General features: G+C 73.0%; 22 protein-coding genes. 1 reads left to right on the plus strand and 21 read right to left on the minus strand.

Going from position 1 to position 20,479, the window contains the following annotated elements:
* Window positions 1-2: 2 nt before the first annotated feature.
* The 15 genes from WD341_RS16250 to WD341_RS16320 form a co-directional block, all read right to left on the minus strand.
* Window positions 3-428, minus strand: a complete 426-nt coding sequence (locus tag WD341_RS16250; RefSeq protein WP_368426526.1) for a GPW/gp25 family protein — start codon at window positions 426-428, stop codon at window positions 3-5.
* Window positions 425-1,201 (minus strand): hypothetical protein, encoded by a 777-nt coding sequence (locus WD341_RS16255; RefSeq protein WP_368426527.1) that lies wholly within the window; start codon window positions 1,199-1,201, stop codon window positions 425-427. The genes WD341_RS16250 and WD341_RS16255 overlap by 4 nt, the downstream gene beginning before the upstream one ends.
* A 13-nt stretch (window positions 1,202-1,214) precedes the next feature.
* The gene (locus tag WD341_RS16260) at window positions 1,215-1,724 is read right to left on the minus strand and encodes a phage baseplate assembly protein V (protein ID WP_368426528.1); all 510 of its coding nucleotides are present in this window, start codon (window positions 1,722-1,724) and stop codon (window positions 1,215-1,217) included.
* Window positions 1,721-2,935 carry a phage late control D family protein gene (locus tag WD341_RS16265; protein WP_368426529.1) on the minus strand — a complete coding sequence of 405 codons (1,215 nt, stop codon included), beginning with the start codon at window positions 2,933-2,935 and terminating at the stop codon, window positions 1,721-1,723. The genes WD341_RS16260 and WD341_RS16265 overlap by 4 nt, the downstream gene beginning before the upstream one ends.
* Complete coding sequence (locus tag WD341_RS16270; RefSeq protein WP_368426530.1) at window positions 2,932-3,654, minus strand: LysM peptidoglycan-binding domain-containing protein; 723 nt, start codon at window positions 3,652-3,654, stop codon at window positions 2,932-2,934. The genes WD341_RS16265 and WD341_RS16270 overlap by 4 nt, the downstream gene beginning before the upstream one ends.
* Window positions 3,651-3,860, minus strand: a complete 210-nt coding sequence (locus tag WD341_RS16275; RefSeq protein WP_368426531.1) for a hypothetical protein — start codon at window positions 3,858-3,860, stop codon at window positions 3,651-3,653. Before WD341_RS16275 ends, WD341_RS16270 begins: the two co-directional genes overlap by 4 nt.
* A 23-nt stretch (window positions 3,861-3,883) precedes the next feature.
* Entirely contained in the window at window positions 3,884-4,447 is a 564-nt protein-coding gene (locus WD341_RS16280) for a phage tail protein (protein ID WP_368426532.1), read from the minus strand.
* Complete coding sequence (locus WD341_RS16285; RefSeq protein ID WP_368426533.1) at window positions 4,447-6,399, minus strand: phage tail sheath family protein; 1,953 nt, start codon at window positions 6,397-6,399, stop codon at window positions 4,447-4,449. Before WD341_RS16285 ends, WD341_RS16280 begins: the two co-directional genes overlap by 1 nt.
* A gap of 17 nt (window positions 6,400-6,416) precedes the next feature.
* Window positions 6,417-6,857, minus strand: a complete 441-nt coding sequence (locus WD341_RS16290; RefSeq protein ID WP_368426534.1) for a phage tail protein — start codon at window positions 6,855-6,857, stop codon at window positions 6,417-6,419.
* A gap of 23 nt (window positions 6,858-6,880) precedes the next feature.
* On the minus strand, window positions 6,881-10,024 hold the full coding sequence (locus WD341_RS16295) for a phage tail sheath subtilisin-like domain-containing protein (RefSeq protein WP_368426535.1): 3,144 nt from the start codon (window positions 10,022-10,024) through the stop codon (window positions 6,881-6,883).
* 60 nt (window positions 10,025-10,084) lie between these two features.
* A complete protein-coding gene (locus WD341_RS16300) occupies window positions 10,085-11,236 on the minus strand; it encodes a hypothetical protein (RefSeq protein ID WP_368426536.1) in 1,152 nt (383 codons plus the stop codon).
* Entirely contained in the window at window positions 11,233-11,865 is a 633-nt protein-coding gene (locus WD341_RS16305) for a Pvc16 family protein (protein WP_368426537.1), read from the minus strand. Before WD341_RS16305 ends, WD341_RS16300 begins: the two co-directional genes overlap by 4 nt.
* 21 nt (window positions 11,866-11,886) lie before the next feature.
* Window positions 11,887-12,165, minus strand: a complete 279-nt coding sequence (locus tag WD341_RS16310) for a hypothetical protein (protein ID WP_368426538.1) — start codon at window positions 12,163-12,165, stop codon at window positions 11,887-11,889.
* A gap of 238 nt (window positions 12,166-12,403) precedes the next feature.
* Entirely contained in the window at window positions 12,404-13,168 is a 765-nt protein-coding gene (locus tag WD341_RS16315) for a glycoside hydrolase family 19 protein (protein WP_368426539.1), read from the minus strand.
* Window positions 13,169-13,264: 96 nt separating this feature from the next.
* Window positions 13,265-14,269: an L-threonylcarbamoyladenylate synthase gene (locus tag WD341_RS16320; RefSeq protein ID WP_368426540.1), complete on the minus strand. Its 1,005-nt coding sequence runs from the start codon at window positions 14,267-14,269 to the stop codon at window positions 13,265-13,267.
* A gap of 72 nt (window positions 14,270-14,341) precedes the next feature.
* Between WD341_RS16320 and parA the strand changes: the two genes are divergently transcribed.
* Window positions 14,342-14,980: a ParA family partition ATPase gene (gene parA / locus WD341_RS16325; protein ID WP_368426541.1), complete on the plus strand. Its 639-nt coding sequence runs from the start codon at window positions 14,342-14,344 to the stop codon at window positions 14,978-14,980.
* A 75-nt stretch (window positions 14,981-15,055) separates the two neighbouring features.
* Here the strand turns inward: parA and ltnD are convergent, their stop codons facing one another.
* The 6 genes from ltnD to WD341_RS16355 form a co-directional block, all read right to left on the minus strand.
* The gene (gene ltnD, locus WD341_RS16330) at window positions 15,056-15,955 is read right to left on the minus strand and encodes an L-threonate dehydrogenase (protein WP_368426542.1); all 900 of its coding nucleotides are present in this window, start codon (window positions 15,953-15,955) and stop codon (window positions 15,056-15,058) included.
* Window positions 15,956-15,999: 44 nt separating this feature from the next.
* Window positions 16,000-16,788 (minus strand): 3'(2'),5'-bisphosphate nucleotidase CysQ, encoded by a 789-nt coding sequence (gene cysQ / locus WD341_RS16335; RefSeq protein ID WP_368426543.1) that lies wholly within the window; start codon window positions 16,786-16,788, stop codon window positions 16,000-16,002.
* A 29-nt stretch (window positions 16,789-16,817) separates the two neighbouring features.
* A complete protein-coding gene (locus WD341_RS16340; RefSeq protein ID WP_368426544.1) occupies window positions 16,818-19,148 on the minus strand; it encodes a xanthine dehydrogenase family protein molybdopterin-binding subunit in 2,331 nt (776 codons plus the stop codon).
* A gap of 126 nt (window positions 19,149-19,274) precedes the next feature.
* A complete protein-coding gene (locus WD341_RS16345; RefSeq protein ID WP_368426545.1) occupies window positions 19,275-19,697 on the minus strand; it encodes a Na+/H+ antiporter subunit G in 423 nt (140 codons plus the stop codon).
* 16 nt (window positions 19,698-19,713) lie between these two features.
* Complete coding sequence (locus tag WD341_RS16350; protein WP_368426546.1) at window positions 19,714-19,983, minus strand: K+/H+ antiporter subunit F; 270 nt, start codon at window positions 19,981-19,983, stop codon at window positions 19,714-19,716.
* Window positions 19,980-20,471, minus strand: coding sequence for a Na+/H+ antiporter subunit E (locus WD341_RS16355; protein WP_368426547.1), 492 nt, complete (start codon window positions 20,469-20,471; stop codon window positions 19,980-19,982). The genes WD341_RS16350 and WD341_RS16355 overlap by 4 nt, the downstream gene beginning before the upstream one ends.
* Window positions 20,472-20,479: the final 8 nt, after the last annotated feature.

The following is a 20,479-nucleotide window of genomic DNA, read 5'->3' on the forward strand; positions in this document are numbered from 1 at the left end:
GCCTACACCCCCTCGCGGATGAAGAAGGGGTAGACCAGGCTGGTCATGGCGTTGTTGCTGCGCAGCCGGTAGTCGATGCGCACCAGCAGCGCGTTCTGGTCGCTCGTCGCCGGCTCGGCCGTGACCTCGAGCACGGAGATCCGCGGCTCCTGTTCCGTCAGGCAGCGCCGCACCTGGTCGACGATGCGCACGATGGTGGCGCTGCTCGCCGGCCCGAACAGCTCGTTGTGGGCGGCGCAGCCGAGGTCCGGCCGCATGGTGCGCTCGCCGAGCGCCGTCGCCAGCAGCAGCCAGATCGACTGCTCGACCTTGGCCTCGCCGGAGGCCGCGGCGAGCCGGCCCTGCGGCGTCACGGTCAGCGGGAAGGCGAGGCCCCGGCCGAGGAAGGCGCGCGGCTCCGGGCGCGGCGCGAATAGGGCTGTGCTCATAGCGGGATCCCCTCGGCGATGCCCTCGATGGTCAGCACGACCTGCTCCAGGCTCGTGATCGCCTCCTTCATGCTGTCCAGCGACCCGTCCGATGCGAGCTGCGGCAGCTGGATCGTCGGCGCGCCGGGCATCAGCTCGAGGAAGGGCCCGGCGAGCGCCAGGATGGTGGCGATGGGGTCGATGGACTGCATGGCGCCCTCGGCGGCGAGCATCGCGTTCTCCTTGGCGCACTCGAGCTGCGCGGCCAGGGCGTCGTTGCCGTTCTGGGCCGCCGAGGCGAGCTCCAGCTCCAGGCCGTCGAGCAGCTCGACGATGCTTTTCAGGGACTGCAGCAGGCACCGCAGCATCTTCGCGATCATCAGGAGCAGGTCCTTGATGAACTGGCCGAAGGGAATCGCCGGCGAGATCACCATGCCGATGCACTTGGCGACCTCCTCGCCAGCTTCGGCGATCTTGAGCAGCCCGGGGGGAATGGCGAAGGGATCGCCGGAGCTCAGGTCCTTGAAGGTGCTGATCAGCACGCCGAGGAACTTCAGCACCTTCAGCAGGCACTCCATGCTCGCCATGATCGGCGCCACCTGGAGCGCCAGCGAGACGTTCATCGAGCAGTCGCTGGGCACGCCCTTGGTGATGTCGGCGATGCCCTTGATGGTGCCGCCGGTCGGCAGCCGCAGCTCCGGGAAGTTCGCCTTGGGCAGGCTGAGGTCGGCGCACTTCGGCGCCTCCAGGGCCTTGGTCAGGGCCTCGGGCAGCGGGATGTCGAGGGTCGGCATCGGCGCCTCCTCCCTAGACGGGGTTCGGGCTCGGCGTCACCGGCCGGCCGTTGAGGGTGATGCTGGCGCCCTGGATCACGAGCGTGCCGACCGCCTGGATCAGCATGTGCGTGTTGGCCATGACGATCTTGTTGCCGTGCGCGTCCTCGATGATCAGCGCGCCCTTGTCGCCGAGGGTCGGCGTCGAATCGACGAAGCGGATGGTGTGGCCGTTGACCGAGCGGATCATGCGCTGGCGGGGATCGGCCGAGGGTACCTCCGACTGACCGTTCCACAGGGCGCCCAGCACGACCGGGTGGTTGAAGTCGCCATGCAGGAAGCCGGCGACCATCTCGTCGCCGACCTCCGGCATCATGTAGAGGCCGCGGTCGGGGCCGGCGAAGGGCGATGCGAGGGGAATCCAGTCGCTCTCCAGCGTCTCGTCGAGCCAGGGGTAGGTGATCTTGATGCGGCCCTGGCCGAGCGGATCGTCGACTGCGGTCGCCGTGGCGAGCACCAGGCCGGGCATCTGGCCGGACTTCACGATCCCGCCTCCCCCAGCTGCTCTCGCCGCGCCTCGAATCGCACCGTGTAGCCGGCGTCGGTCAGGCCGTGCTCGGTCCGGGTGACGAGGTACTCGCCGGACAGCCGCGCGCCGATCTCGCCGATGCGCACCTTGGTGCCGGCCCGCAACTCCGGCAGGCCCACGGTGGTGCCCTTGGCCTTGACGACCGAGGCCGCGCGGTCGCGCAGCACGGCGCGCGCCATGTCCCGAGCCTGCTCGCGGCTGAACACGGGCCGGTCGACGACGAGTTCCTCGCGCGGATCGCACTGCACGAACTCGCGCAGGTCCGCGTTGAGGCGGCGCAGCTCCGGGTCGTCGAAGGCGACGGTCTCGCGGATCGCCCGCTGGGCCTGGCGGTCCCAGCCGTTGACCGTCACCGACTTGACCTGGTTGTGGCTGGTGATCGTCGGCTCGAAGTCGATCAGCGTGCGGCCCCAGTCGAGGCGGAAGTTGACCGGCGGCCGCGCCGAGGCGCCGGGGCCGAAGTAGAGCCGGCGCGGCGTGCCGGCCGCCTCGTTGGCCTCCTGCACGACCAGCTCGTAGCCTTGCTGGCGGGCCAGGTTGAGCAGGAAGTCGACGTCGTACTGGTTGGTCTGCGCCGTGTAGTCGAGCGTCGGCTCCGCCTCTTCGCGCTCCGGGTCGACGGCGATCGGCAGCGGGAAGCGCGGCTTGCCCGCGTCCCGCAGGGTCGCGATGTTGCGCGCGATCCAGCTCGGCTTCCGGCCGACCCAGGCGGTCGTGTACTTCTTGCGCCGCAGCTGGTGGAGCACGTTGAGCCCGGTCACCGTCAGCGTCGGCGCCGAGTCCGCCGGGAAGCGCGGCTCCACCGTGGTGAAGTTGCCGAGCATCATCGTCAGCAGGTTGTCGGAGTAGCCGAGCTTGATCTCGACCGTCTTCTCGCAGGGCTGGAACAGCCGGTAGAGGCGCGAGGCGGCGTCGGCGCCGGTCATGTAGTCGGCGGGCTCCGAGCCGATGAACTTGAACCTGCGGCGGTCCGGATCCCAGTTGTTGAGCGACAGCTCGAAGCGGTCGATCTCGGTCAGCCCGTCGACGTACTTGAGCTCCATGACGTCGCGCAGCACGTTGCGGGGCAGGTTCTCGCCTTCGATGCGGACCTGGAAGGCCGGCGCGTAGAAGGCCCGGTTCTCCGGCCGGTCGGCCTCCTCCAGGACGGCGCGGAACTCGGTCATCGGCCGCGCCTTCCGCTGTCGATCGAGGGCACCGCGAGGCGGGTGCCGGCGGCGAGGCGGCGGGGGTCCGCGAGGCCATTCGCCTCGGCGATCCGCCGCCACTCGCCGGGCCGGCTGTAGTAGCGCTGGGCGACCGACCAGAGCTGGTCGCTGCCGCTCAGCAGGTGGCCGTGGGTGCGGTCGGGCGAGGAGAGGTTCAGCTCGTCCAGCTGCTCGCGCATCGTCTTGTATTCGTTGACCGTGAGCGCGAGCTTGGCGCGCAGCGGCACGCCGCCGCCCGAGAAGAATGTGAAGGTCTGGCGGATGTTGACGATGGTGCCGGTGAAGCTCTCGCGCCGCTGGCCGCCGAGCTCCGACGCTAGGTTCTCCCCGGGAAAGCCCTTGCCCCAATGGAAGGTCACCGGTGGCGGCGCGTGGCCGGAGGGCTCGATGCGCGCCAGCGAATAGACCTTGTCGGTCTCGGTGGTGACGCTGGTCGCGACCGCCCCGGTGCCCTTGTCGGAGGTATCGAAGAACAGCTCGAGGGTCAGCACCTCGGCCTGGCCGCGCACGAACTGCTGCAGCGGCGCGGTCAGGCCCGGAATCGCGATTTCGGCGAACTGGACGCGCTTCTCCAGCGTCATCTCCGTGGGGTTGAACTGCACCGGAATGGGGTCGCTGTCGCCGGCCTGCCAGTGGGCGATCAGGTAGGCGCGTCCGGGCGGTGCGCTGCCGGTCATGACGGCCCGCCCTGCTGCCGGCTGATGCCGCCGCGCCCGTCGTCCTCGATGCCCGTCGCCTCGCCGCGCTGCAGCTTCCGTGCCAGGCGCTGGTCGACCGCGCGCAGCACGGCCTCGACCAGCTGCTGCTTCTCCTGTGGGTCCTGGTAGGAGCGGCCGCCCCTGACGCGGATCGTGCCGACCACCTCGTCGATCTCCACCTGCATCGCGCGCTCCTTTCTCCCAGTTCTCAGAAAATCGCGTCGACGACGGCGCCGATGGCGGTGCCGAGGGCGCCGCCCGCGTCCTCGCGGCGGATGCCTTCGTGCGCGATCTCGAGCGACTCGATGGCGACCTCGGAGCGGCCGGCGTTAAGCGAGGGCCCGCTCCAGCGCGCCGGCAGCCCCCGGCGGAACGACCAGACGTGGACGGGCGCGCCGTCGGGCTTGAGCAGCGTGACCAGCCCGTCCTTGCGCTTGCCTCGGCCCTCGAGGAAGTCGTTGAACCAGGTCCAGAGATCGGCGTCGTCGAGCGGGTCGCGCCGGCCGACGATGCCGCGCCTCAGCACCAGGTTCGACCAGCGCACCCGCCCGGGGAACTTGAGCACGGCGTCGTTGACGCCGCCGGCCTCGTAGTCCTCGACCGCCATGGTCAACTCGAGGCCGGAGACCTCGGAGAAGCCGGCGTAGCTGCGCGTGCCCGCCGTCGACAGGCCGATGGTGCCGGCGCCCGGCCCCTCGGCGCTCTTGGAGGGCAGGAGGGCGACCGAGAAGTTGTAGCCCGGCACCGGGTCGTAGCGCTTGCCGGTGGCCATCAGGCGGCTCCCACGCTGTCGAGGGCGAGCGCACCCTGCTCGGCAAGCTCGAAGGCCTCCTCCCGGCGCCCGAGGCGCAGCAGGATGAACTCCAGCGGCCGCGCCGGCGCGACGGCGATGTCGACCAGCAGCTCGCCGACGGCCCGCGCGCTCGGCGGGTTGTTGGTCTCGTCGCAGCGGACGCGGAAGGCCTCGGCCGGCCGGTCGCCGGCCAGCGCGCCGCCGCGGCGCAGGGATTCCAGGAAGATGCCGATGGACTGGGCGAGCAGCGCCCGGGTCTCGGCGCTGTTCGGCTCGAACACCGCCCACTGCGTCGCCGCGTCGAGTGCCCGCCGCAGCATCGAGACGAAGCGGCGCACCGGCAGGAAGCGCCAGGCGGGGTCGCTGCTCATGGTGCGGGCGCCCAGGATGCGCAGGGGCCGGCCGTCGCGCGCGGCGATGACGTTGAGGCCGGCGCTGTTGAGCAGGCCGTGGCCGCCGGCCCCCACCTCGAGGCTCGCCGCCTGCGCCCAGGCGAGCGGGCTGTTGGCTGCGGCCCGGTGCGGCCCGGTTGCGATGTCGGTCGCGGCGATCTGGCCGGCGACATGGCCCGACGGCGGGATCATGCGGGTCGGGGCCAGGCCCAGCGGATCGGGCACGGCCAGCCAGGGCAGGTAGAGGGCGCCGAAGGCGCTGTCGAAGCGGCTGCGCCAGGCCTGGACCGCGCCCAGCCCGACCGCCTCGCCGCGGACTGCGCGCCAGGGCGGGTCGACGAGGGCGACCCGGTCGCGCAGCCGCTCGCACTGCTCAAGCATGGCCGCCTGCACCTCGGCGATCGCGGCCTCCCCGAAGCGTGGCGGCAGCTCGGCCAGGGGCGGCGGCAGCGGCTCGGCGGCGGCCGGCGGCGGCGGGCAGGGCACGCAGGGATCCAGGGTCGGCGGGTCGTAGGACAGGACCGGCCGGCGGAGCGGCTCGATCAGGATGTCCGGCACTGCCAGGATCGACAGGTCGCGCTGGTCCTCGAGCGCCGCCAGGCCGGCCTTGAAGTCCGCGGGCGAGAGCTCGCCGAGGCCGTCGCGGCCGCCGGCGAGCGCCAGCGGCACGCCGGGGACGACCGCCAGCGGCAGGGGGATCTCGCCAGCGGGCCGCTCCGGCACCGTGACGGTCAGCGGCGGCGGCGGGCCGGGCAGGACGCCGTCGTCGTCCGGCTCGACGGGCCGCAGCACGTCGGCGACGTATCGCGGGCCGCCGGGGACCAGGCTCAGGCCCGCGTAGAGCGCGACCGGCAGGCCGTTGCTGGACACGGCGAGGTCGTAGTCGAGCCGCTCGATACGGACGGGCGCGCCGGGAAGCAGGCCGGCCAGCGGGCGGTCGGTGGCGCGCCGCGAGGCCGGCTCCGGATGGACGAAATGGAGGAGGCGCGCCCCCGGATCGACGGCGGCCAGGATGCGGTATTGCTCCGCCAGGCCGGGCTGGCTCAGGCGGACCAGCTGGCCGGCGGCGAAGCCCTCGGTCGCGGCGACGGCCAGGGCGGTGGCGGCGACGGGCGGGTTCGCGGCCACCGTCTCGGCGCGCCAGGCGGTGTTGATCGTGACGGTGAGGCCGTTGCCCCAGGAACCGGGGCTGGAGGCGGCGATCTCCAGGCCCGGCCCGCCGCCGGTGTCGGGAATCGAGCGAATGGCGGGGGCCGCCCCGGTCGCCGGGTTGCCGGCGGCGACGCGCACGACCAGGCAGCGGCGGCCGCCGTTCTCGAAGAAGGCCCGAACGCTGTAGGCGAGGAAGGCGCTGCCGAGATAGCCGCCGAACACCGTCTCGAACTGGCGCATGGTCTCGATGCGCACGGGTCGGCCGAGCGGGCCCTTCTCGGCGATGCCGACGAAGCCGGTGACGTCGGTGCGCACGACCGAGACGCCGGCGCGGCTGCGGTCGTCGCGCTGGATGTAGACGCCGGGGGTGTCGGGCAGGCCGGGCATCGCTACGGGCGCTCCGGCTAGACGTCGATGTCGAGGCCCTCATGGCAGAGCTCGACGCTCTCCATGACGACCTCGTTGCTGGTGGCGTTGAGGCTCGGGCCGGTGACCTTGTTCGGCCAGGCGCTGCGGAAGTTCCAGCGCAGCACGTCCTCGCGCGCCTCGTTCATCAGCACGATGGTGCCGTCGCGCCGGTCGGCGGCCCCGCCGGCGATGTTGCGGTACCAGGCCCAGAGCTCCTTGTTCTGGGTCACCCCGCGCTTCAGCACGATGTTCGGGTACTTGCGCAGGCCGGGCAGCTTGCGCACCCAGTTCACCCGGTCGGTGCCCTCGCGGTAGTCGACGGGGTCGCCCTCGGCGTCCAGGCCGGAGGCCTCGGTGAAGGAGGCGACGGTGACGCCGTCGATCTCGATCCGGAAATTGAACCCGCGGTAGGGGTCGTTACGGTCGCCGGTGGCCATGGCGGCTTCTCCTCACCTTTAGGTCAGCCCTCGGAAGAGGCGGTCAGCAGGCCGATGCGGATGATCACGAACTCGGCGGGCTTCACCGGCGCGACGCCGATCACGCAGATCAGCCGGCCGTTGTCGATGTCGGTCTGGGTCATCGTCGTGCGGTCGCACTTGACGAAGAAGGCCTCCTCCGGCTTCGTCCCCTCGAGCGCGCCGTCGCGCCAGACGTCGGTCAGGAAGTTCGCCACGCTTCGCCGCACGCGCGCCCAGAGCGGCTCGGCGTTGGGCTCGAAGACGACCCATTGCAGGCCGCGCTCGATCGACTGCTCCAGGAAGATCAGCAGCCGGCGTACCGGCACGTACTTGTGGTCGCTGTCGGAGGTGATGCAGCGCGCGCCCCAGACGCGGATGCCGCGCCCCTCGGGCCGGAAGTCCCGGATCACGTTGATGTTCACCGGGCTCGGGTTGAGGATGTCGTGCTCGCCCTTGTTGAGCCGCCGCGACAGGCCGGTGATGCCCCGCACCACCTCGTTGGCCGGCGCCTTGTGCACGCCCCGTTCCTCGTCGGTGCGGGCGAAGATGCCCATGACGTGACCGGAGGGCGGCAGGTGGTAGTCCCGGATCAGCGCCAGGTTGTCCGGCATCGGGTCCGGCACCGTGAGCCACGGGTAGTAGAGCGCGGCGTACTTGGTGTCGAAGGCTTGGCGCTGCGCCTGCACCTCGGCGAGCGTCGCCTCGGCGGTGGCGGAATCCAGGACGGCGAAGCGGTAGCGCATGAGCTCGCAGTGCGCGATCAGGCCGGCCTGGAGCGCCGCGCTCGCCTGGCCGGGGATCGCCACCATGCTGACCTGCGGCATGTTCCGCAGGGCGTGCAGGCCGGTCCGCTCGAGCGGCTCCGGATGGTCGGCGCCGAGGTAGACGGGGTCGGCGAGGGTGGCGAGGGAATCGTCGCCGCCAACGAGCGGGTGGCGGGCCGGCTCGCGGACGCCCGAGGGCAGCAGGTCGACCAGCGTCTCGGGGCCGGGCCGGATCGCCTCGGTCGCCGCCAGGTCCGGCGCGAGGTCGGTGACGCGGACGAACTGGGATTCGCCTTCCGGCCGGCCATCCTCGAGACGGGGCGGGCCGTTCGCCGCGCCGAGCACGCTCGGGAAGTAGCGGCTGTGCCGATGGTCCATCGAGAGGTGGCGGAAGGCCTCCAGGGCCAGGATCTGGTTGTTGCGCGACGGCACGGCGGGATCGGGCCGCCGCCGCAGGCGCACGACCAGGCGGAACTCGCGGCTGGCGACCTCGAGCGGCCCGGCGATCGCACCGAGCGCGGCGAGGGTCGCCGCATCGAGGCCCGGCGCGTCCAGCGTGACGCTGCCGTTCGAAGGGTCGGTGCGCCGCGCCTTGAGCCGCACGGAAGCGCCGGTCGCCGGGTTGGCGACCTCCAGCAGCGTGCCCGGCTCGACGCCGGTCAGGCTGCTCAGGCGCACCTGCAGCGGCGGATTCAGCGCGACCGTATGGGCGCGCGCCAGGAGGCCGTTCGGCTCGTCCTCGACCGAGACCAGCAGCCGGTTGCCCCAGGCGCCGACGTCGAGGGCCTCTAGCTCGATCAGGGCCTGCCGCTCGACCGCGGTCTCGCCCATCTCGTGGGTCCGGGCGAGACCGGCGTTCAGGGTGACGAGGCCGGTATTGGCAGGCACGGCGCTGCCCGCGATCCGATGATAGCTGACTGCGCCGTCCGGCAGCCGCAGCCGGACCGCGTCGCCGGCGGCGTAGTTCTGGCCGGCGGCGACCAGCAGCTCGCCGTCACCGGCCTCCGCGGTCAGCAGCGTCGCCGTCGACTGGTGGCCGCCGCCGGGGAAGGCCGGCGGGTCCTGCGCCACGACCGCGGCGCCCGCGGCGTGCTCGCCCGACAGGCCGTGCGCCAGGGTGACGTTGCCCGCGTCCGGGGCCGCGCCGCGCTCGCCGGGGATGGCGATGACGGTGCCGAACTCCTCGTCCAGGCCGGCGCCGACGCGCAGGACCTGCCCGACCGCGAGGTCGACCCGGTCGTTCAGGGCGAGCACGCGGGTTCCGGGGCCGGCGGCGCCGGTCAGGGTCTTGGCGGCGATGGCCCCGTCGGCCAGCGTCACGTGCGCCACGGCGCTGCCGGCCGGGGCCGGCTGGGGCAGCGGCTGCTCCAGCGCCAGCGTGCGCAGCTCGCCCAGGCGGCGCACCTCGTGGTTCGGCGTGCCGGCATCCAGCTCGACCAGCATGTCGGCGAAGGCGACGTCGGCGTCGGCAAAGACGACAGCGTCGCCGGGCGCGGCCGGCACCGCCAGCGTGCTGGCGCCGGCGGCGCTGGAGAACAGCTCGACCGCCGTGCCGGCCGGGTAGGCCTGGCCGAGCTGCTCGTTCAGGGCGACGCGGAACAGGCTGCCGCCGAGGCTGACCGGCGCCGCGATCACCGCGGCGAGATCGCTGGCGCCGTTCGCGCTCATCTGCAGCAGGAAGGGCAGCGCTTCGGCGGCCAGGTTGACGGGGCTGTCGACCACGACCACCCCGGCCCCGGCCGCGACGTCGGCGTCGAGCGAGAAGGGACCTCCGGCGATCGCCGCGGGGGCGTGGATGCTGAGCGCGTTCGCGGTCGTCGCGTGAGACCGCGCCAGGGGCCGGCTGAGCGGGACGTGACGGTCGGCGGCAAGCGGCGCGCCCACCACCTGGAGGTACTCGGCGCGGCTGCCGTCGCCGATCCGCAGGAACTCCCCGGCAGCGACGCCGGATGTATCAAGCAGGTAGAGCAGCGGCGTTCCGGCGGCCCCCTCGCCCTGGCCGGCCCGGCGCAGCAGCACGGTCTCGGCGTCTCCGGGGGCGCCGCGGTCGAACAGGGCCATCCGTGCCCGCTCGGCCTCTTCCGGTGCCACCCGCACGACGTAGAGCCGCTTGCCGCCGTTGGTGAAGAACCCGCGGACCGCGTCCGGCAGGTAGCAGTGCGCCCGGTCGGGGTCGGCCGGATCGGTGAACTCCCCGATCGGCAGGGGTCCGCCGAACCAGCGCTCGAACTCGCCCGCGCTGGTGATCAGGATCGGGCGGTCCAGCGGCCCGCGCTCCGCGAGCCCGACGACGCCGGCGGTCGAGGTGCTGACGCCCTCGATCGGCTTGGCGCCGGTGTCGATCTCTTCGAGGTAGACGCCGGGCGCGAGATACTCAGCCATGGAAGGCCTCCTTGGTGTCGGGGCGGAGCGCGGATGCTGGCGGGCGGAGCATGAGGGTCCTCACGGGAAGACGAGGTCGGCGATGGCTTCGGCCTCGCCGACGAGGGTGACGAGGCGGCGCGCCGGCTGCGGCTGGCCGCCGCCGCTGGCTGTCAGCTCCAGGTGCGCGAGGCGGTGGATCGGCGGCAGCCGGTAGCGGCCGTCCGGGCCGGTCGGCGCCTGCCACAGCGCGAAGCCGTGGTATTCCTCGGCCGCCGGCCCGCCGGAGATCTCGATCGTCGGGTTGCCGGGGGACAGGCCGGCCAGTCCGGCCATGAGCAGCGTCCGGTCGCCGCGTCGCCCGTCCCGGACGAGCGGGTTCGCGGCGCCCGGCACGTTGAAGCCGGTGCGGGCGACCTCGACGCCGGCGGGGTGCGGACGCGCCAGCGGATGGTGCAGGGTGACCCAGGCCGGCTGGTCATCGCTGGAGGTCGTGTCGATGGCCGCGACCGACAGGTATTCGGTGCGCTCCGGGTCGCCCGGCTCGATCGCCAGCGGCCGGTTCAGCAGCAGCCCCTGGCGGTTCGAGAGCTTCAGCCGGGTCGCGCCGGCAGCGGCCGCCTGCAGCAGCCTCTTCGGTCCGGCAAGGATGCTGAGCGTGCGTCGCCGCAGGGTGGCGCCAGCCGGCCTGTCGGCGTAGAGGCCGGCCCACAGGCTGACCCCGTTCGGCGCCGCGCTCGGCCCGAGCAGGGCCTCCACGGTGGCCCAGGCGCCGGTCACAGCGACGGTGGCGCCGGCCACCGGCGCGCCGGCCGCGTCGACCGCCCGGCCGCCGATCGCGGTCGGCCGTCGGTGCAGGCCGACGGTGCCGAAGTCGAGCGGCAGGAAGCTCGCCGGAAAGCCCGGCTGCGGCGGCAGGTCGGCGGCCAGCGAGAGGGGCAGGAAGCCCGCCGCCTCGACCGCAAGCGCGACGCGCGGCGCCACGCCCGGCCAAGGATCCGGATAGAGCGCCGCGGGCCGCCCGGCTAGGCCGACGAGTCCGCCGGCGCTGGCGCAGGCGTCGAGCCCGCGAAGCGGCGTCGAGGCCCGTGCCGGCACCCGCGGCGGCGCGCCGGTCAGCTCGTCGACGAGCTGGGCCCGGGCGATCACCTGGTAGCGGGCTGCGGCCGGTGGCGCGGTCTCGGCCCAGTACTGCCAGTCGAGTCCGCCGGCGGTGACGAGGGTGCTGGTCATGGCAGCGCCCCCTCGAGCAGGAGCGGTCGGGCCTGCCCGAGCTCGGGCTCCGAGCGCAGGACCGGCGGCCCATGGGCGTCGGGCTGCTCGCTCTCGACCTCGACGACGCTGACCTCGTAGCAGAGGCTGGCCCGGTAGGGCTGGTCCAGGGTGTCCCAGACACGGGCGAGCTCCTCCAGGCCGGGACTCTCCAGGCGCACGCTGATCTGGCGGTCCGTGCCGCGAAGCGCGCCGGCGAGCGCCGCGCCGGCGAGGATCGGCTGCTGGTGGAAGCTCCGCAGGACCGCCCCGAGCACGTGCTGGTCGGTCTCGGGGGCGGGCTCGCCGGCGTTGCCGCGCATCATCGGCGTCATCAGGTAGTGGAGCCGCATCGGCAGGGGCGGCGGACGCAGGCGATCCGGGGGCAGGCGGGACGGCGGCCGGTTGAGCAGCTGCTCGTCGCGGACGACGCGATAGAGCCAGACCGAGACCCCGGTCTGGTCCTGGTCGACCATCCCGTCGGGCGTCGCCAGGGAGACCACGGAGGGGCCGAGCGGCGGAAACAGCACGCTCAGGATGCCGTCGCCCTGGAGGGCGGCGAGCAACACGGCCTGAAGCGTCTGGCTGGCGGCGAGAAGGGCGGTGCTCATGCGCACCCTCCGGGGCACGGGCTAGGCCCAGTCGGGGCCTGGGTCGGAGTCGGAGTCGGGGTCGTTCGCGGACCACAGGACGGTCGAGTCGGGGTTGACCCGGCGCCGTACCTGTCCGGCCTCCGCCAGGAGGGCGAGCGCGGCCTCGACCTGCTCGGACGTCGGCGGCGGTTGCATCCCGCGGAGCCACCACTCGCGCACGCCGCGCGCGGTATCGACGGCGGCCGGCTGGACCCTGAGATAGGCCAGGATCTCGCGCGCCGCCTTTGCTGTGCTGTCACCCGCATCGGCCTCGGTCATCCCACGGTTCCCGCCGGTTCATCAGCAAGGCCCATGCCATTTTGCGAAACCGTGTGAATGCAAGGGGTTGGCCTTGCCGTCGGACAGGCCTGGGGGTGTCGCGACCCACCCGGTCCTGGTCGGGCGACGGCGGGCTCGCGCCCGGAGCTGCGCGGGCTGCCGGGTGGCTCGCCGGGCCGGCGAGGCCGGGGCGGTATCGGCACAGTGGGTGCGGAAAGACCCGCCCTCGGCGGCGCTCTCAGATGCTCGGCAGCAGCAGCTTCGCGCGACGCAGGTAGGCGGCGCGGTCGGCCAGGCCCGTGAGGCCGCCGTTGACGCGGCGGGTGACGGCCGCGAGGTCGTCGCGGTCGGCCAGCTCGTTGAGGGCGTGGCGGGTCCAGAACCAGATCGCGGCGGCGACCGCGAGCGCCGGCTCGACGGCGAGGCGACGCGCGCCGGCCTCGCTCAGCAGGTCCTGGCCGACCGCCTCGCCGAAGGCGCGGTAGTTGGCCCGGCCGGTCAGCTGGATCAGGCCGCGGCCCTTGAAGCGGCGGCCGTCGCCGGGCTCGCGATTGCCGAGGTCGCGGCGACCCTCGTAGGCGTCGCCGGAGGCCAGCTCCTCGGTCCAGCGCAGGCCGCCGCTCTCGTGGCCGATCTGGGCCAGGAAGTGGGCCCGGCGCAGCGGCGTTGCGATGCCGGCCGCGGTCATGGCCCCGACCAGCGGCGCATGGAACTGCGCGACCCGCGCCCGGTCGGAGGCGAGCACGCAGGCGAGCCGCTCGAGGGACAGGCCGGGCGGCAGGGCGGCGCAGAGGCCGGCCAGCTCTGCCGCGCCCGGCCGCACCAGACCGTCGGGCCGGCAGCGGCGCAGGGCGCTCTCGGTGCGCGCGCCCCACAACCCGTCCTCGGCGAGCGGTACGGCGAGGCCGAGGCGGCGGCGGTTGGCGTTGAGCAGGATCTGCAGGAGGCGGACGTCGTGGCTGCGGTTCGGGCAGGCAGGCCCGACCGCCTGGTCGATCGGCATGGCGCGGGGGTTCCCCTTGGCTGCGCCGTCCTCCCGGCCGCCTCGGGTCCGCCCAGGATAGCGCCAGCCGCCGCGCGTCGCTCCTGCGACGGCCCCTTAGCCGCGCGGCGCGGCGGCGCGGGCCAGGCGGTCGCGGATCGCCAGGCCCAGGCCCTCGGCCGGCACGGCCATGGCGGCGATCGCCCGGCCGGGGCCGGCGTCGAGGCGGCGCAGCGCCTCGAACAGGTGGGCCGCCGCTTCGCGGGTGTCGCCGGTGGGGCTCAGGTTGATGGTCGCGGCGGCGCCCGCCGGCACCTCGGGGCCGAAGGCGAGCAGCGCTTCGTCGGGCGCGACCGCGGTCGATTCCAGGCGCAGCGGCTTGCTCGGCGCGTAGTGACTGGCGAGCAGGCCGGGCGACAGGCGCGCGGCCCGGCTTCCGCTCGACTCGAGCCGCCCGAGCGGGCCGGCCAGCGCCTCGATCTCCTCGAGCGGCAGGCCGCCCGGGCGCAGCAGCAGCGGCTCGGGTCCGACCAGGGAGACGACGGTGGATTCCAGGCCGATCGCGGTCGGGCCGTCGTCGAGGTAGAGCGCGACCGCGCCCCCCAGCTCCTCGGCGGCGTGCTCGGCGCGGGTCGGGCTGATCCGGCCCGAGCGGTTGGCGCTGGGCGCCGCAACCGGCCGGCCGACCGCCTGCAGCAGGGCGCGGGCGACCGGCTGGGCCGGCACGCGCAGGGCGACGCTGTCGAGTCCCGCCGAGCAGAGCAGGGCGATCCGGCTGTCGGCGCGGCGCGGCAGCACCAGGGTCAGGGGGCCCGGCCAGAAGCGCTCCGCCAGGCGCACGGCGAGCGCCGGGAAGACCGCTTCGCGGGACGCCGCCTCGAGGTCCGGCAGGTGGGCGATCAGCGGGTTGAAGCTGGGCCTGCCCTTGGCCGCGAAGATCGCCGCGACCGCCGCCGGGTCGGTGGCGTCGCCGCCCAGGCCGTAGACCGTCTCGGTCGGGAAGACGACCAGGCGGCCGGACCGCAGCGCCGCCGCCGCGCGCTCGATCGCCGCCGGGCTCGCCGGCAGGATCGCGCCGGCCTCGAGCGCCGTCGCTGCGTTATTGCCTTGGGTCCGGCTCATCCGCCTATTATGTTGCAGTTGCGAACAATCTGCGCTCACCACGCCGATGCGGCGTCATAGGGGGAAGAGGCGATGGCAGCAACGGTCATCACCGTGGCCCAGCAGAAGGGCGGCGCCGGCAAGACGACCCTGGCCGCGCACCTTGCCGTCGCCTTCACCGCCATGAAGCGCTCGGTCGCGATCGTCGATATCGACCCGCAGCAGTCCCTTAGCGCCTGGTACCGGATGCGCGAGGCCGCCTTCGGCGATGCCGGCGCTGGCGTCCTGGCCAGCCAGATCAAGGGCTGGCGGACCAAGAACGAGGTCGACCGCCTGGCCCGCGACTACGACATCGTGCTCATCGACTCGCCGCCGCACATGGAGACCGAGGCCAAGATCGCGGTGCGTGCCGCCGGCCTCGTCGTGGTGCCGGTGCAGCCCTCGCCGATGGACCTTTGGGCGACCCAGCCGACCCTCGAGCTCGCGCGGGCCGAGAAGGTGCCGGTGCTGATCGTGCTCAACCGCGTGCCGCCGCGCGGCACCCTGGCCGAGGCCATGATCGCGGCGATCGGCGAGCTCGGTGTCCCGGTCGCCCGCACGCGCGTCGGCAATCGCGCCGTCTTCGCCTCGGCGCTCGCCGAGGGCCGCGCGGTCGGCGAAGTCCAGCCGCGCAGCAAGGCGGCCAAGGAGATCGCGGCGTTGGCCAAGGAGATCCTGAAGGCCGCAGGGTAGGCAGCGGGCCGGGGCTTCCACGCCCTCCGCCTGTCGAAGGGCGTGGGCGCGCGGCCGGGCGAGGAGCCCGCCGCTTCAGCCGCCTTCCTCCCCCGGCAGGGTCAGGCCGGCGTTGCGGGCGTAGACCTTGGCAACGGCGGCGTCGTCCTCGCGGCCCAGGCCCAGGCCGCTGGCGGCCAGGAACTGCTGCAGGGCGGCGGCGCTGAGCGGCGCCGAGAAGCGGGCCGCGCGGGCGATGTCGGAGACGATGCCGAGGTCCTTGACGAAGATCTCGACCGCCGAACGCGGCCGATAGTCGCCCTCGGCGATGTGAGGTCCCCGGTTCTCGAACATCCAGGAGCTGCCGGCGCACTGCGAGATCACCCTCAGGCAGTCGGCCGGCGCCACGCCCTGGGTCATGCCGAAGGTCATGGCCTCGGCGGCGGCGGCGATGTGCACGCCGGCGAGCAGCTGGTTGACCATCTTCATCGCCGAGGCCGGCCCGGCCGTGTCGCCGAGCCGGAAGACCGTCGCCGCCATCGCCTCGAGCAGCGGCTCGGCGGCGGCGAAGGCCTGGGGGCTGCCGGAGGCCATCATGGTCAGGGCGCCCTCGGCGGCCTTGGCGGCGCCGCCGGAGATCGGCGCGTCGAGATAGAGCAGGCCCGCCTCGCCCAGGCGCTGCTCGAAGTCGCGCGCCGCCGCCGGCGCGACGGTGGCGCAGCCGAGGACGAGCGCCCCGGGCTTCAGCGCCGCGGCGACGCCGGACTCGCCGAACAGGACGGTCGCCATCTGCTCGGCGTTGACCACGACAAGCACCAGGGCGTCGAGCGCGCCGGCGACCTCGGCGAGCGCGCCGCCCCGGCCGCCCTCCGCCTCGAAGCGCGCGACCTGCTCGGGGGCGAGGTCGAAGCCGTGCACGGTGAGACCGGCGCGCAGCAGCGAGCGCCCCATGCCGTAGCCCATGGAGCCGAGACCGACCAGACCGACCGTGGACATCTTCCTTCCTCCCTTGGCGGCGACGCCGGGAGCCTCGCCGAGCGCTACTTGCCGCCGAAGGCGACGAAGTGCGGGTTGCGCCAGCCCGGCTTGCCGTAGGCCAGGCGCTGGCCGTCGAGCGTCTCGACGCGGCCGCCGGCGGCCTCCAGCACGGCCTGGCCGGCGGCGGTATCCCATTCCATGGTCGGGCCGAAGCGCGGGTAGAGGTCGGCGCGGCCGCTGGCGATCAGGCAGAACTTGACCGAGGAGCCGGCGGCCAGGGTCTGGCCGATCTGGAAGCCGGCCAAGTAGTCCTCGATCTGCGCGTCGTCGCCGTGACGCCGGCTCGCGACCACGGTCAGGCCCTCCTCGGGCACCTCGCGCACGGTGATCGGCATCGGCGGCTGGTCGGTCTGGGAGAAGGTCGCCTTGCTCTCGCTGCCGGCCCAGGTCATCGCCAGCGCCGGCGCGTGGACGACGCCGGCGATCGGCCGGCCGTCCTGGATCAGCGCGATGTTGACGGTGAATTCGCCGTTGCGCGACAGGAACTCCTTGGTGCCGTCCAGCGGGTCGACCAGCCAGAACAGGTCGTGCGGGCCGATCCGCGGCTCGACGCCGTTGCTGAAGGACTCCTCCGAGACCACCGGCACGTCGGGCGTCAGCTTGGCCAGGGCGTCGAGGATGAACTCCTCGCAGGCGACGTCGGCGGCGGTGACGGGGGAATCGTCGGCCTTCTGCAGGACCTCGATGGCTTCACCCTCGGCATAGTAGCCGAGCACGACCTTGCCGGCCCGCTCGGCGATCAGCCGGAGGACGGAGAGCAGATCGTCGGCGGTGGCGTCGTCATCGTTCACCGGCGGCTTCATCCTCCGTGCGACTCGTCTCACGCCGCGCTGCGCTGCCCGGCGCGGATCGCGCGCCAGATCTTCTCGGGCGTCGCCGGCATGTCCAGCCGCTCGACGCCGACCTCGGAGAGAGCGTCCAGCAGGGCGTTCATGATCGCCGGCGGCGCGCCGATCGCCCCGGCCTCGCCGGCGCCCTTCACGCCCAGCGGGTTGGTCTTGCAGGGGTAGTCCTGGATCAGTTTCAGCTCGATCTCCGGCGAGTCGTCGGCCCGGGGCATGCAGTAGTCCATGAAGGAGGCGGTTAGCAACTGCCCATCCTCGTCGTAGACCGTGTGCTCGAGCAGCGCCTGGCCCAGGCCCTGGATGGTGCCGCCGTGGACCTGGCCGGCGGCCATCAGCGGATTGACCACTGTGCCGAAGTCGTCGGCGATGCAGTAGCGCAGGATGCGCACCTGCCCGGTGTCGGCCTCGACCTCCAGCTCGCAGACGTGGCAGCCGTTCGGGAAGGTCATGCCCTCGGCCGTGTAGTCGCCCTTCTCCTCGATCGGGCCGCCCAGGCCCTCGGGCAGGGCGTCGCCCTGGGTCGCCCGCGCGACCTCCTCGAGCGACAGCCGCCGGTCGGTGCCGACGATGGTGAAGGTGCCGTCGGCGAACTCGATGTCGCCGGCCGCGGCCTCCAGCAGATGCGCGGCGACCTGCTTGGCGCGCTCGACGATCCGGTCGGAGGCGCGGTTGACCGCGACGCCGCCCATCAGCAGCGAGCGCGAGCCGCCGGTGCCGCCGCCGCGCTCGACGACATCCGAGTCGCCCTGCAGCATCCGCACCTTCTCCGGCGCGATCCCGAGTTTGTCGTTGATCAGCTGGGCGTAGGCGGTCAGGTGCCCCTGACCGTTGGTCATGGTGCCGATCACCAGCTCGATTCCGCCCTCGGGCGTCAGCGTCATCCTGGCCTCTTCCTCGCCGATGCCGCCGCAGGCCTCGACGTAGCTGGCCAGGCCGATGCCGCGCAGCTTGCCGGCCTTGCGGGACTCGGCCCGGCGTGCCGCGAAACCCTCCCAGTCGGCCATCGCCGTCGCCTCGTCGAGCAGCCGCGGGTAGTCGCCGGAGTCGTAGAGCCGGCCCATCGGCGTCTCGTAGGGCAGGTCGGCCGGGCGGATGAAGTTGCGCCGACGGATCTCGCGCCGGTCCAGGCCGGCGACCCGGGCGCACTCGTCGACCAGCCGCTCCATCATGTAGGCGGCCTCGGGGCGGCCGGCGCCGCGGTAGGCGTCGATCGGCACGGTGTGGGTGAAGGCGCAGCGCACGTTGGCGTAGATCGCCGGGATCCGGTAGAGCCCGCTGAACATCTGGGTCGAGGCGCCGGTCGGGATGAAGGGCGCGAAGTTCGAGAGGTAGGCGCCGAGGTTGGCCGCGGTCGAGACGCGCATGCCCAGGAAGCGCCCCTCGGCGTCCAGCGCCATCTCGACGCCGGTGACGTGGTCGCGGCCCTGGGTGTCGGACAGGAAGGCCTCGGTGCGCTCCGAGACCCACTTGACCGGCCGCTCCAGCTTGCGCGCCGCGTAGAGGCAGAGGATCTGCTCGGGATAGGAGAAGATCTTCATGCCGAAGCCGCCGCCGACATCGGGGGTGACGATGCGCAGCCGCTCCTTCTCGACGCCCAGGATCTCGGCCAGCTGGCTGTGCAGGCGGAAGATGCCCTGGCTGCCGGTGTGCAGGGTGCTGCGGCCCGACGCGGGATCGTAGTCGCCGATCGCGACGCGCGGCTCCATCGAGTTGACGACGATGCGGTTGTTGACGAGCTCGAGGCGCGCGACCTGGGCCGCCGCGGCGAAGGCCTGCTCGGTCCGCTCCCGGTCGCCGTGCTCGTAGTCGAGGCAGAGGTTGCCCGGCGCCTCCTCGTGGACCTGCGGCGCGCCCTCGGCGAGCGCCTTGTCGGCCTCGGTCACCGCCGGCAGTGCCTCGAAGTCGGTGACGATCAGTTCCAGCGCGTCGCGCGCCTGGGCCAGGGTCTCGGCGACCACGCAGGCGACCGGCTGGCCGACGAAGCGCACCTTGCCCTGGGCCAGGGCGGGATAGCGCGGCGCCACCGGCTTGCTGCCGTTGCGCCCCGGCACCATCGCCAGGCAGGGGATCGTGCCGATGCCGTCGGCCGCCAGGTCGGCGCCGGTAACGACCGCCCGCACGCCCGGCGCCCGCCGCGCCTCCTCTACGTCGATCGGGCCCACCTCGGCATGGGCGACGGGGCTGCGCAGGATCGCCAGGTGGAGGGCGCCGGGCAGGGAGATGTCGTCGGTGTAGCGGCCGTCGCCCGTCAGGAACCTCGCGTCTTCCAGGCGTCGCAGGCCTTGACCAACACCGAACTGACCCATGCCGTCGCTCCGTCTTCCGTTGCTGGCCGAGTGGGGAGGGCGCCTGCCGGGGAGGCGCAGGGAGGCATGATAGGCAAGCCCTCGACGGGGGCGAAAGGGAAAACTGGCCGCCGGCCGTGGCGCGGGTCAATCCTCGGCGAGGCGCGGCGCCTCGATGGAATCCAGGGCGTCGCCGCCGCTGGGCGGGGCGGCGTCGAAGCTGGCCCAGCCGTACTTGCGGCCGGTCGGTGGCAGCAGTTCCTGGGCGCCGTGGGCGTGCAGGTAGGCCTTGGCGACCATGTGGGCGGTGATCGGCGCGGTCAGCAGCAGGAACAGCGTGATCAGCAGCTCGTGCAGCGTGAAGGTGCCGCTCGACAGAAAATAGACCATCGAGGCGAGCAGGGCGCCGCCGACGCCCAGCGTCGTCGCCTTGGTCGGGGCGTGCAGCCGGGTCATCAGATCCGGCAGCTTGGCCAGGCCGTAGGAGCCGACCAGGCCGAAGACGCCGGCGATCACGATTAGCAGCACGACCAGCAGCTCGGCGAGGACGTCCAGTGGAAAGCTCTCCATCGTCATGCGCTCCCGGTCACTCGATGATGTCGCCGCGCAGCACGAACTTCGTGAAGGCGACGGTCGAGATGAAGCCGACCATGGCGAACAGTAGCGAGGCCTCGAAGTAGACCGTCGTGCCGAACTGGATCCCGAACAGCATCAGGATGGCGATGCCGTTGATGACCATGGTGTCGAGGGCCAGGACCCGGTCGGCGATGGTCGGGCCCTTGGCGAGGCGCCAGAGGTTGAGGCCGAGCGCCAGGCCGAAGCAGCCGAAGCCGAAGAGCAGCGCGTACTCGATCATTCGAAGATCTCCTTGAGCCGGGTCTCGTAGCGTCGCTTGATGGCGTCGCGCGCCGCCTCCGGGTCCGGCTCGTCGAGACAGTGCACCAGCAGGCTGCGGCCGTCGGCCGAAAGATCGGACGAGACCGTCCCCGGCGTCATGGTGATGGTTCCGGCCAGGACCGTGATCGCCTCCGGCGTGCGCAGGTCCAGGGGGATGGTCACGAAGCAGGGCGCGAGCCTCCGGTTCGGCTTGAACACGATGACTTTGGCGACGACGACGTTGGCGACGACGATGTCCCAGAGCACGAGCAGGACGTAGCCCGCGATTTTGAGCGGTCCGCGCGGGGTCGCCCGGTCGGGCCAGAAGCGCTGCGTCGCCAGCGGGATCAGCAGGCCCAGGATCGCGCCCAGAAGCAGCCCGCCCAGGGAAAAATTGTTGAGCAGCAGCAGCCAGACCACGGTCAGCGCGACCGAGAGCAGCGGGTGGGGCAGGAGCTTGCGGAACATGGCCTCGC

It is taken from the genome of Tistlia sp., from assembly GCF_040905785.1.
Lineage (GTDB): Bacteria > Pseudomonadota > Alphaproteobacteria > Kiloniellales > DSM-21159 > Tistlia.

What these genes read in the sequence shown, in the direction of transcription:
- WD341_RS16270 (WP_368426530.1), bottom strand. Translation starts at nt 3,654, where the DNA reads ATGACCGGCAGCGCACCGCCCGGACGCGCCTACCTGATCGCCCACTGG.
- WD341_RS16300 (WP_368426536.1), bottom strand. Translation starts at nt 11,236, where the DNA reads ATGACCAGCACCCTCGTCACCGCCGGCGGACTCGACTGGCAGTACTGG.
- WD341_RS16350 (WP_368426546.1), bottom strand. Translation starts at nt 19,983, where the DNA reads ATGATCGAGTACGCGCTGCTCTTCGGCTTCGGCTGCTTCGGCCTGGCG.
- WD341_RS16265 (WP_368426529.1), bottom strand. Translation starts at nt 2,935, where the DNA reads ATGACCGAGTTCCGCGCCGTCCTGGAGGAGGCCGACCGGCCGGAGAAC.
- WD341_RS16250 (WP_368426526.1), bottom strand. Translation starts at nt 428, where the DNA reads ATGAGCACAGCCCTATTCGCGCCGCGCCCGGAGCCGCGCGCCTTCCTC.
- WD341_RS16295 (WP_368426535.1), bottom strand. Translation starts at nt 10,024, where the DNA reads ATGGCTGAGTATCTCGCGCCCGGCGTCTACCTCGAAGAGATCGACACC.
- WD341_RS16275 (WP_368426531.1), bottom strand. Translation starts at nt 3,860, where the DNA reads ATGCAGGTGGAGATCGACGAGGTGGTCGGCACGATCCGCGTCAGGGGC.
- ltnD (WP_368426542.1), bottom strand. Translation starts at nt 15,955, where the DNA reads ATGTCCACGGTCGGTCTGGTCGGTCTCGGCTCCATGGGCTACGGCATG.
- WD341_RS16355 (WP_368426547.1), bottom strand. Translation starts at nt 20,471, where the DNA reads ATGTTCCGCAAGCTCCTGCCCCACCCGCTGCTCTCGGTCGCGCTGACC.
- WD341_RS16320 (WP_368426540.1), bottom strand. Translation starts at nt 14,269, where the DNA reads ATGAGCCGGACCCAAGGCAATAACGCAGCGACGGCGCTCGAGGCCGGC.
- WD341_RS16280 (WP_368426532.1), bottom strand. Translation starts at nt 4,447, where the DNA reads ATGGCCACCGGCAAGCGCTACGACCCGGTGCCGGGCTACAACTTCTCG.
- WD341_RS16310 (WP_368426538.1), bottom strand. Translation starts at nt 12,165, where the DNA reads ATGACCGAGGCCGATGCGGGTGACAGCACAGCAAAGGCGGCGCGCGAG.
- WD341_RS16305 (WP_368426537.1), bottom strand. Translation starts at nt 11,865, where the DNA reads ATGAGCACCGCCCTTCTCGCCGCCAGCCAGACGCTTCAGGCCGTGTTG.
- WD341_RS16290 (WP_368426534.1), bottom strand. Translation starts at nt 6,857, where the DNA reads ATGGCCACCGGCGACCGTAACGACCCCTACCGCGGGTTCAATTTCCGG.
- WD341_RS16315 (WP_368426539.1), bottom strand. Translation starts at nt 13,168, where the DNA reads ATGCCGATCGACCAGGCGGTCGGGCCTGCCTGCCCGAACCGCAGCCAC.
- WD341_RS16340 (WP_368426544.1), bottom strand. Translation starts at nt 19,148, where the DNA reads ATGGGTCAGTTCGGTGTTGGTCAAGGCCTGCGACGCCTGGAAGACGCG.
- parA (WP_368426541.1), top strand. Translation starts at nt 14,342, where the DNA reads ATGGCAGCAACGGTCATCACCGTGGCCCAGCAGAAGGGCGGCGCCGGC.
- WD341_RS16345 (WP_368426545.1), bottom strand. Translation starts at nt 19,697, where the DNA reads ATGGAGAGCTTTCCACTGGACGTCCTCGCCGAGCTGCTGGTCGTGCTG.
- WD341_RS16285 (WP_368426533.1), bottom strand. Translation starts at nt 6,399, where the DNA reads ATGCCCGGCCTGCCCGACACCCCCGGCGTCTACATCCAGCGCGACGAC.
- WD341_RS16255 (WP_368426527.1), bottom strand. Translation starts at nt 1,201, where the DNA reads ATGCCGACCCTCGACATCCCGCTGCCCGAGGCCCTGACCAAGGCCCTG.